The organism is Paraburkholderia humisilvae (assembly GCF_902859855.1).
GTDB lineage: Bacteria > Pseudomonadota > Gammaproteobacteria > Burkholderiales > Burkholderiaceae > Paraburkholderia > Paraburkholderia humisilvae.
The window spans coordinates 45366-56053 of sequence record NZ_CADIKH010000045.1 but is presented as its reverse complement, the minus strand read 5'-3'; the positions used below and the strand labels follow the sequence as shown (position 1 = coordinate 56053).

General features: G+C 64.4%; 8 protein-coding genes. All 8 read left to right on the top strand.

The features are described from left to right. Nucleotides 1-283 precede the first annotated feature (283 nt). The 8 genes from HV796_RS31240 to HV796_RS31205 all read left to right on the top strand — a co-directional run bounded on the left by HV796_RS31240 (nucleotide 284) and on the right by HV796_RS31205 (nucleotide 10665). Complete coding sequence (locus HV796_RS31240; RefSeq protein WP_175231618.1) at nucleotides 284-1525, top strand: DUF1479 domain-containing protein; 1242 nt, start codon at nucleotides 284-286, stop codon at nucleotides 1523-1525. Between the two features lie 175 nt (nucleotides 1526-1700). Next, a complete protein-coding gene (gene leuC, locus HV796_RS31235; protein ID WP_175231616.1) occupies nucleotides 1701-3110 on the top strand; it encodes a 3-isopropylmalate dehydratase large subunit in 1410 nt (469 codons plus the stop codon). Nucleotides 3111-3188: 78 nt separating this feature from the next. Continuing rightward, the gene (gene leuD, locus HV796_RS31230) at nucleotides 3189-3842 is read left to right on the top strand and encodes a 3-isopropylmalate dehydratase small subunit (protein ID WP_175231614.1); all 654 of its coding nucleotides are present in this window, start codon (nucleotides 3189-3191) and stop codon (nucleotides 3840-3842) included. A 111-nt stretch (nucleotides 3843-3953) separates the two neighbouring features. Continuing rightward, on the top strand, nucleotides 3954-5021 hold the full coding sequence (leuB, locus tag HV796_RS31225) for a 3-isopropylmalate dehydrogenase (protein WP_175231612.1): 1068 nt from the start codon (nucleotides 3954-3956) through the stop codon (nucleotides 5019-5021). Between the two features lie 315 nt (nucleotides 5022-5336). Then, nucleotides 5337-6458, top strand: a complete 1122-nt coding sequence (gene asd, locus HV796_RS31220) for an aspartate-semialdehyde dehydrogenase (protein WP_175231610.1) — start codon at nucleotides 5337-5339, stop codon at nucleotides 6456-6458. A 171-nt stretch (nucleotides 6459-6629) separates the two neighbouring features. Further along, nucleotides 6630-9110 carry a FimV/HubP family polar landmark protein gene (locus HV796_RS31215; RefSeq protein WP_217478043.1) on the top strand — a complete coding sequence of 827 codons (2481 nt, stop codon included), beginning with the start codon at nucleotides 6630-6632 and terminating at the stop codon, nucleotides 9108-9110. Beyond that, nucleotides 9110-9919 (top strand): tRNA pseudouridine(38-40) synthase TruA, encoded by an 810-nt coding sequence (truA, locus tag HV796_RS31210; RefSeq protein WP_175231606.1) that lies wholly within the window; start codon nucleotides 9110-9112, stop codon nucleotides 9917-9919. The genes HV796_RS31215 and truA overlap by 1 nt, the downstream gene beginning before the upstream one ends. Beyond that, nucleotides 9913-10665: a phosphoribosylanthranilate isomerase gene (locus HV796_RS31205; RefSeq protein WP_377694799.1), complete on the top strand. Its 753-nt coding sequence runs from the start codon at nucleotides 9913-9915 to the stop codon at nucleotides 10663-10665. Before truA ends, HV796_RS31205 begins: the two co-directional genes overlap by 7 nt. Nucleotides 10666-10688 lie beyond the last annotated feature (23 nt).

Below are 10688 nucleotides of genomic sequence, written 5' to 3'. Positions count from 1 at the left end.
GGTGGGCTGGATTGCGCAGTGGAACGAGATGATTGCCGATCCGGAACAGAAGATTGGCCGTCCGCGTCAGCTCTTCGTCGGCGAGACGCCGCGCGAGGCGAAGCCGCTCGCGAAGCGTTAAGCCTGCGACGCTTCGGTGCAGTGCGGCTGCAAAAGCCGCGTTCGCACTGGAATGCATCACGCCTCAATGGTTCGTTTACCGTTGAGGCGTTTTGCATTTGGGGGATCGAACGAACGCGTCTAAGCTACCCGTTACATGTCCAACGAAATGGGAGACAGGGCAATGCCGCTCATCATCGACGACGTACCGGGTGCCATTCGCAGCACAAAACACGCGTTTCGTACCGCGTTGCCGAACCGTGCGCAGGTGTTCAGAGAATTGGAAGGCGACATCGCACGGCAGGTCGACGCGATTCGCCGCGAACGCGACCGTGGCGACGACGCAATCCCGGTGTTTGACTACGCGTCAATGGCAGCGGGCGACGTCGATGCGCAAACGGTCGAGCGAATCAAAGCGCGCGGCGCGTGCGTGGTTCGCCGCGTATTCGATCCGCGGCAGGCGAGCGACTGGAACGACGAAATCGGTGCGTATGTCGAGCGCAACGGGCTCGATGAAAAACTCGCGCATCGCGCGGAAGACAAATACTTCGGCACGCTGTCTTCGAGCAAGCCGCAAATTTACGGCGTCTACTGGTCGAAACCGCAAGTGGCTGCGCGGCAATCCGACGAGCTCACGCGCACGCGCGTGTTTCTGAACCGCTTATGGCGTACGGCGAGCGATGGCAAACAGCACTTCGATCCGGACCGCGTGCCCGTCTACGCGGATCGGATCCGGCGCAGGCCGCCCGGCTCCGCGTCGCTTGGCCTGTCGCCGCACGTCGACGGCGGCTCGGTCGAGCGTTGGCTCGACCCGAATTTCCGGCAGGTCTATCGGCATCTGCTGTCCGGCAACTGGCGCGCGTACGATCCGTTCGATGCCGCGTTCCGGCCCGATGTCGAAGAGATTCCATCGCCGGCGGTGTGCTCGATGTTCCGCACCTTTCAGGGTTGGACCGCGCTGACCGCGCAAGGCCCTGGCGACGGCACATTGCAACTGATCCCGATCGCGAATGCGATGGCGTACATCATCCTGCGTGCGCTGCAGGACGATGTGCCGGACGACGCACTGTGCGGCGCGCAGCCCGCCCGTGCACTATCGATCGCGCCGCAATGGCATGCATTGCTGCTCGAAGCGGTGACGCCGATCCCGCACATGCAGCCGGGCGATGCGGTGTTCTGGCATTGCGACGTTGTGCATTCGGTCGAAGACGCGCATCGCGGCAGCGGCTACAGCAACGTGATGTATATCGCGTCGGCGCCCTGGTGCGTGAAGAACGACGCCTACTTGAAGCGTCAGTTGCCGAGCTTTCTGCGCGGTGAAAGCCCGCCTGATTTTCCCGCCGATCACTTCGAGACGGATTTCGAGGGGCGCGCGAATGCCGGCGATCTGACGGCACTCGGCCGGGCGCAACTGGGCTTCGATTGAGCGTGCGCTGAACGCATCGCTCGTGCTGCCGGGTAACCGCGATACAGGTATCGACACTACCAGCCAAGCTACTGTTTTTTATCGGTTTTTTCAGGATTTCGTGCGCAGCCGATGCGCGCTGCGTGGCATAATGACCCGACCGCTTTGCAATGTAGCCACAACCACCCCGCATACCATGGCACAGACTCTCTACGACAAATTGTGGAACAGCCACGTGGTCCACACCGAAGACGACGGCACGACGCTTCTCTATATCGACCGTCACCTGCTGCATGAAGTGACGAGCCCGCAGGCGTTCGAAGGCCTGAGAATCGCGCAGCGTCCTGTGTGGCGCATCAGCGCGAATCTCGCGGTGTCCGATCACAACGTGCCCACCACCGATCGCAGTCACGGTATTGCGGACCCGGTATCGAAGCTGCAGGTCGATACGCTCGATGCGAACTGCGATGCGTTCGGTATCACGCAGTTCAAGATGAACGATATGCGCCAGGGCATCGTGCACATCATCGGGCCCGAGCAGGGCGCGACGCTGCCGGGCATGACGATCGTTTGCGGCGATTCGCACACGTCGACGCACGGCGCGTTCGGCGCGCTCGCGCACGGTATCGGCACGTCGGAAGTCGAACACGTGCTCGCCACGCAAACGCTGTTGCAGAAGAAGAGCAAGAACATGCTCGTGAAGGTCGAAGGCACGCTGCCGCGCGGCTGCACCGCGAAGGACGTCGTGCTGGCGATTATCGGCAAGATCGGTACCGCGGGCGGCACCGGCTACGCGATCGAATTCGGCGGCTCGACGATTCGCGCGCTGTCGATGGAAGGCCGCATGACGGTCTGCAACATGGCAATCGAAGCGGGCGCGCGCGCCGGCATGGTGGCGGTCGACGATACGACCGTCGAATACCTGAAAGGCCGGCCGTTCACGCCGACGGGCGCGGAATGGGAGCAGGCCGTCACGTACTGGAAGCAGTTCAAGTCCGATCCGGACGCGCACTTTGATCGCGTCGTCGAACTGAATGCCGCGGAGATCGTGCCGCAAGTCACGTGGGGCACGTCGCCGGAAATGGTCACGTCGGTCGATAGCCGCGTGCCGGACCCGGAACGCGAGAAGGACCCGGTCAAGCGCGATGCGATGGAGCGCGCGCTGAAGTACATGGCGCTCGAGCCGAATGCGCCGATCGAATCGATCAAGCCGGACAAGATCTTCATCGGCTCGTGCACGAACGCGCGCATCGAAGACCTGCGCGCGGCCGCTTGGGTCGTGAAGAAGCTCGGCCGCCGCGTCGCGCCGAGCATCCGTCTCGCGATGGTGGTGCCGGGCTCCGGGCTCGTGAAGGCACAAGCGGAACGCGAGGGCCTCGACAAGGTGTTCACCGATGCCGGGTTCGAATGGCGTGAGCCGGGCTGCTCGATGTGCCTCGCGATGAACGCGGACCGGCTCGAGCCGGGCGAGCGTTGTGCCTCGACCTCGAATCGCAATTTCGAAGGCCGCCAGGGGGCGGGCGGGCGTACGCACCTCGTGAGCCCCGCAATGGCCGCCGCGGCTGCGATCGAGGGACATTTCATCGATATTCGCAAGCTGGGTTGAACACTTGAACGCCGGCAACGCGGCGCGCAGGCTTCGCTTGCGTACCAGCGTCCGCGGCTTTGAACAGGTATAAGCGTCATGGACAAATTCACCGTACACACTGGCCTCGTCGCACCGCTCGACCGCGAGAACGTCGATACGGACGCGATCATCCCGAAGCAGTTCCTGAAGTCGATCAAGCGCACCGGCTTCGGCCCGAACGCATTCGACGAGTGGCGATATCTCGACCATGGCGAACCCGGCATGGACAACTCGAAGCGTCCGTTGAACCCGGACTTCGTGCTGAATCAGTCGCGCTACCAGGGCGCGTCGATTTTGCTCGCGCGCCAGAACTTCGGTTGCGGCAGCTCGCGCGAGCACGCGCCGTGGGCATTGCAGCAATACGGTTTTCGCGCGCTGATCGCGCCGAGCTTTGCCGATATCTTCTATAACAATTGCTTCAAGAACGGCCTGTTGCCGATCGTGCTGACCGAGCAGCAGGTCGATCATCTGTTCAACGAAACCCATGCGTTCACTGGTTTCCAGCTGACCGTCGACCTCGACGCGCAAGTCGTGCGCACGACCAACGGCAGCGCCGAGTACCCGTTCGACGTCGATGCATTCCGTAAGTACTGCCTGCTGAACGGTTTCGACGATATCGGACTGACGTTGCGCCAGGCGGACAAGATTCGCCAGTACGAAGCGGAGCGGCTCACGAAGCAGCCGTGGCTCGGTCACCGGATCGTCGGCTAACAGCGCAGCCCAGCCGCGCGGCCAGCCTGACAGGCAGCGCCGGCTGGCCGCTGTTTGCGTGCGCGACGGCGCGCGCGATACGTCTCGCCACACACGAATAAGGAAACACGCATGAAGATTGCTGTATTGCCCGGCGACGGCATTGGTCCGGAAATCGTCAAGGAAGCCGTGAAGGTGCTGAACATGCTCGGCGAAAAGTTCGAGCTCGAAGAGGCGCCGGTTGGCGGCGCTGGCTACGAAGCGGCCGGTCATCCGCTACCCGACGCGACGCTCAAGCTGGCGAAAGAAGCCGACGCGATCCTGTTCGGCGCGGTCGGCGACTGGAAGTACGACAAGCTCGAGCGCGCGCTGCGCCCCGAGCAGGCCATCCTGGGCTTGCGCAAGCATCTGCAACTGTTCGCGAACTTCCGTCCGGCCATCTGCTACGCGCAGTTGACGGGTGCGTCGTCGCTGAAACCGGAGATCGTATCCGGGCTCGACATCCTGATCGTGCGCGAACTGAACGGCGATATCTACTTCGGTTCGCCGCGTGGTGTGCGTGAGGCGCCGGACGGCCCGTTCGCCGGCGCGAAGGAAGGCTTCGATACGATGCGCTATTCGGAGCCCGAAGTGCGCCGCATTGCGCATGTCGCGTTTCAGGCGGCGCAAAAGCGCGGCAAGAAGCTGACCTCGGTCGACAAGGCGAACGTGCTCGAAACGTCGCAACTGTGGAAGGACACGGTGATCGACGTCGCGAAGGACTATGCGGACGTCGAACTGTCGCACATGTATGTCGATAACGCGGCAATGCAGCTTGTAAAGGCGCCGAAGTCGTTCGACGTGATCGTCACCGGCAATATGTTCGGCGATATCCTGTCCGACGAAGCGGCGATGCTGACCGGCTCGATCGGCATGCTGCCGTCCGCGTCGCTCGACAAGAGCAACAAGGGGCTGTACGAGCCGTCGCACGGTTCGGCGCCGGACATCGCCGGCAAGGGCGTGGCGAATCCGCTCGCGACCATTCTGTCTGCCGCGATGATGCTGCGTTATTCGCTGAATAAAGCGGAGCAGGCCGACCGTATCGAAAACGCGGTAAAGAAGGTGCTCGAGCAGGGCTACCGCACGGGCGACATTCTGACGCCGGGCTGCCAGCAGGTCGGTACCGCGGCGATGGGCGACGCGGTGGTTGCCGCGCTGTAATTGAAGGGTGGGATGAGGCCGGTTCGCCGGCCTTTTAGCATCGTTTGTGCCTGGAACGGGCCCGTAAGCCGCCGAATCAGTGGTTTTCGTGTAGACTCACGCAATGGCGCAGATTCCTCACATCACCTCGATCTCGAGCAAGCACGGCAAAACGGCCCGTGCGACTGAACTCGCCATTACCACCCAAGCGCTCATTAAAGTTATTACCCCGAAAACGATCACGAAACGCTGATCGTCCGTCGTGCCCGCCCGTCTTCCCCGCGCGGACACGCCGGGCCAAATTGCGGGGAAGCTCCACTCGAAGGGTATGAAGTCATGAACGTAGGTCTCGTAGGTTGGCGCGGCATGGTCGGCAGCGTCCTGATGCAACGTATGCAGCAGGAGCGCGACTTCGATCTGATCGAACCGGTGTTTTTCAGCACCAGCAATGCGGGCGGCAAGGCGCCGTCGTTCGCCAAAAACGAGACCCAGCTCAAAGACGCAAACAGCATCGACGATCTGAAGAAGTGCGATGCGATCATCTCCTGCCAGGGCGGCGATTATACGAGCGACGTATTCCCGAAGCTGCGCGCCGCCGGCTGGAACGGCTACTGGATCGACGCGGCATCCACACTGCGCATGAAGGACGACGCGGTGATCGTGCTCGACCCCGTCAACCTGGACGTCATCAAGAACGCGCTCGTCAAAGGGCAGAAGAACTTCATCGGTGGCAACTGCACGGTCAGCCTGATGTTGATGGCGCTTGGCGGCCTGTTCCGCGAGAACCTGATCGAATGGATGACCGCGATGACGTATCAGGCCGCATCGGGCGCCGGCGCGCAGAACATGCGTGAACTGCTCGCGCAGATGGGCACGCTGTACGGCGCGGCGAAGGAAGATCTGGCCAACCCGGCGTCGGCGATCCTCGATATCGACCGCCGTGTGTTGTCGGCCATGCACGGCGACAGCATGCCAACCGAGCATTTCGGCGTGCCGCTCGCCGGCTCGCTGATCCCGTGGATCGACAAGGATCTCGGCAACGGCATGTCGAAAGAAGAATGGAAGGGTGGCGCAGAGGCGAACAAGATTCTCGGCAAGCCGGCGATGGGTGAGCCGGGCTCGGTTCCGGTCGACGGTCTGTGCGTGCGGATCGGCGCGATGCGCTGCCATTCGCAGGCGCTCACGATCAAGCTGAAGAAGGACGTACCGCTCGACGACGTGAACAGCATTCTGGCGTCGGCCAACGACTGGGTGAAGGTTGTGCCGAACGAGCGTGAAGCGTCGATTCGCGACCTGTCGCCGGCGGTCGTCACCGGTACGATGACGGTGCCGGTCGGCCGTCTGCGCAAGCTGGCGATGGGCGGCGAGTATCTGTCCGCGTTTACGGTCGGCGACCAGCTGTTGTGGGGTGCCGCTGAACCGCTGCGTCGGATGCTTCGCATTCTGCTCGACAAGTAAAGTAAACTACGCGCGGCAGACGCGTACAACACTTACAGCAACAATAAAAGCGTCGCGATTCTCGCGGCGCTTTTTTCATTGGGCGATTTCTACATCTTGTCTTTGTTCATCGAAAACAGCGCAACCAGGCTTCGTCAATCCGAACCTCGCGACCTCGCGCACAAGGCCCCGATGATTGCTCCATTTCAATTTCGGCATGCGGCGGTGGCAACGCTGGACCGCATCGGGTGCCGTGCCGCGGTGACGGCGGCTGTTTTGCTGATGGCCGCGCAAACGTGTGCTGCGCAAGGGACGGCCGCTAGCGGCACGGGAGCCGCGAGTGCAGCTGTTGTTGCCAGTGCGCCCACGGCAGCGAGTCAGGTGACGGTGCAAGCCGGACAATCGCTCAACGACGTCGCGATCGCGATTACCCAGTCGCATGATCGCGCGGTGCTGGCGCGTGCCGCGCATGCGATCTTCGACGCGAATCCGGGCGCGTTCATGAAGAACGACCCCAGCAGGATGAAGATCGGCGCCTTGCTGAACGTGCCAGTGCTGGATGCCACGGGGGCGGCCGCATCGGCTGCCGCTGCTGTTTCGGCAGCGCCGACGGCCGCGGCCTCAGCGCCAACCGGTGCGGCAAGCGCGGCTGAGATGGTGGGCAGCGCGGCGAGTGCGCCCGCTGCGGCGGTTTCGGCGGCGCCGGCGGTTGGTGCGAGTGCGGTTGCACAGGAAGCGCATCAGCAGCCGGCTGCGAGTGCCGCAGGGGCAACGGCTGCAGCAGCGTCCGCAGCTGCGGTGAGCGCGCAGGCTGCAAGCGAGTCCACTGCAACTGCCGCGTCGGCTGCCGCAAATGCGGCGGCGCCGGTATCTGCACCTGCCGCGCAGGCATCCGCACCCGCATCCGCGCCAGTTGCGCAGGCGGCCGGCGCGAGCGCCCCGCAGTCCGCCGCGGCAAGCAGCGGAAACGTATGGTCGGGCTCGATCCAGTCTGCACCGAGTCAGCCGGCCGCAGGCGCAAGCGGCACGCAGGCGGCATCCGCCGGCGCGCCGCTCGCGGCTTCGCAGGCGCGCCCACAGGTTTCAAGTCTTCAGCAACTGCTGGCGCTGAAAAATCGCGTGCTGATGGAGCTTCAGAAGCACGGTATCGGCAAGCCGGCGGGAACGCCGCAGGGGGCAAGCGGCGTCGCGGCCGCGAATAATCAACCGTCTGCGCTGGCCGGTGCGGGCTCTGGCGCATCGGCGGCGGCGGGCGCGGCTACACCGGGCGCCCATCCGCCCGTTGCGCCGGTATCACCTCAGCCGACCACTGCGCCGACGGAGATCTCGAAACAGGGGTACGTTGGCGCCGCTGCGCTGATCGGCGCAGCGCTGGCTGCGCTGGTCGCCGGGCTGGCGATGCGGCGACGCAGGCGCGCCGATGCGTCCGCGTCCGGGCAGGCGACTGCCGAAGTTGCGCCAGCGGGTCCCGACGCTGCCGCACCCGAGGACACGGTGCGCAACGCGGCAGGTGCATACGTTGCGATGGCGAGAAGCAGTGATGCCGCCGCATCGCACGAGACGGTGCATGACGACGACGATACGGTGCCGTCGCTGACCGAGCGTGTGCCGCCGGCCGCCGATGCCGCTATCCCCCAACTGCACGACACGCCGGATCAACCGCTGAAAACCACGGCTGGCGAGCCAACCGTGACGGGTGACACCGCTGCTGTCGCAGCCGAACCCGCGGCGGCGGCACGCGAAGAGCAATCCGAACTGACGCGCGAGGCGCAAGCTCCCGATTCGCACGAACCCCCCAGCGCACACGCGTCCACGAGCGAAGCGCTGGCCGCACGCACCGAACCTGAGGCGCCACCCGCCAGTCCCGCGGAAGAAGCCCACGCGCTGGCAAGCGAGCCCGCCACTACGGCGCCGGAACTGCCGCCGGACGTCGCCACGCCTGCCGAGACGACCGAGACGACCGAGACGACCGAGACGACCGAGACGACCGAGACGACCGAGACGACCGAACCGGAGTTGACGGACCGCTCCGATAGCGAACCGGCTACCCAGCCAGCGTCCGACGAACCGGCCGTCGCTGCCACCGATGCGGCGCAAGCTCACGCAGAACCGCACGAGCCCGCCCAGCAGCAGGATCACGAGTTGTCGGGGCACGAACCCGATGAAAACCGCGCGACCTTGCCGCAATTTCCACGTGCGGCGCTCGACGCGCTCGGCAGCCTCGACATGTCGTTGCCACCGCGCGCCGCCGAACCTGACGCGCCGGCTGTGCCGCTGGCCACGCCGCCCACGCAACCGGTCGTCGAGCCCGAAATCACCGCGCGGCAGGCCGTACCGCCGCATGAGCCCGAAGCGCCGCGCGTCGGTGCGCAGATCGAAGCCGGCACGGCCGGCCATGGCGCGATTGCCGGCATGGGCGCCGCCAGGTACGGCCCGCTCGCGCTCGATTTCGATCTCGAGTTGCCGCCGGGTCCCGCGCAGCCGTTGCCGACGTTCACGCCGGAAGAACTCGCGCGCATTGCGCGCAACAAGCTCGAACTGGCCGCGGAATACATCGAGCTCGGCGACGTCGCCGGCGCAAGGACGCTGATCAACGAAGTCATCGAGTCCAACGACGCCGCGACGCGCAACGAAGCCCGCGCGATGCTGTCGACGCTCGCGCCGTTGTCGTGATGCGCATTGCACTAGGCGTTCAGTACGACGGCGCGGCATTTTGCGGCTGGCAGTCGCAGCCGCACGGCAAAACCGTGCAGGACGAACTGGAGCGCGCGCTGCGTGAATTCGCGCAGACGCCTTTGCAGACCGTGGTCGCCGGCCGCACCGACACCGGCGTGCACGGACTCGGGCAAGTGGTCCATCTCGATACGGACCTCGAACGCGCCGAATTCTCGTGGGTACGGGGTACGAACGCGTTCTTGCCGTCGACGGTCGCCGTGCAGTGGGCGAAGCCGATGCCGGACACGTTCCACGCGCGTTTTTCGGCATTCGAGCGAACCTACTACTACGCGCTTTACGTGCACCCGGTGCGCTCGCCGATGCTCTCGGGCCGTGTCGGCTGGATTCACACGCCGCTCGAGGTCGATGCGATGCGCGCGGCGGCCGCATACCTGATCGGCGAACACGATTTTTCGGCCTTCCGCTCGTCCGAATGCCAGGCGAAGACGCCGGTCAAGCATCTGTACCAGATCGACGTGCGCCGCGACGGCGATTTCATCCATTTCCGCTTTCGCGCAAACGCGTTTCTGCATCACATGGTGCGTAACCTGATGGGCTGCCTCATTGCGATCGGCCGAGGGCGTTATCCTGTCGACTGGCTCGCTGACGTGCTGCAAAGCCGCGACCGCAATTACGCGGCGCCGACTTTCATGCCCGACGGCCTTTATCTGGCGCAGGTCGGCTACCCGGACGAGTTTGCGATACCCGCCGCGCCGGTCGGCAGTGTGCCGTGGAGCCATGTCTGGAACAACCAAACGCAATCATGAACACCACCACCTCAAGCCAGCCGGCGCAAGCCGGCCTTGCCGCCGCGACCGCGGCGGATTCCACCTCCGCGGCCAGCGCCGCCAGTGCCGTGCCGCACCGCACGCGGATCAAGCTGTGCGGGCTGTCGAAGCCATCGGACGTCGCATGCGCAGTTGAACTGGGCGCGGATGCGATCGGCCTTGTGTTTTATCCGCCCAGCCCGCGCGCATTGAGCGTCGCGCAGGCGGTCGAACTGACGCGCGACGTGCCGCCATTTCTGTCGGTGGTGGGGCTCTTCGTCAATGCGACACAAGACTGGCTTCGCGAGGTCGTCTCCAATGTGCCGCTCTCGTTGCTGCAGTTTCATGGCGACGAAACGCCCGCCGAATGCGAAGCACTCGCGAACGTCGCGGGTTTGCCATGGTTGCGCGCATTACGTATTGGACCTGATACTCAACCGGTCGATTTGGTAAAATCGGCGCTTAACTATTCGGCAGCCAGCGGCCTTTTGTTCGATACCCATGTCGAAGGCTATGGCGGCGGCGGGAAGGTTTTCGATTGGTCACTTATTCCAGCAGAGCTCGCGCGTCGGGCCGTTTTGAGTGGTGGGTTGAACGCGCAAAACGTCGGTGAAGCGATTCGTCGCGTGCGCCCGTACGCGGTCGATGTCTCGAGCGGCATCGAAGTGGCGGGCGCCAAGGGCGTCAAGGACCACGCCCGGATGGCGGCGTTCGTACGCGCAGTGCGAGAAGCGGACGCTGGATGATTCAGGCTGGGCAAGCGTTCATT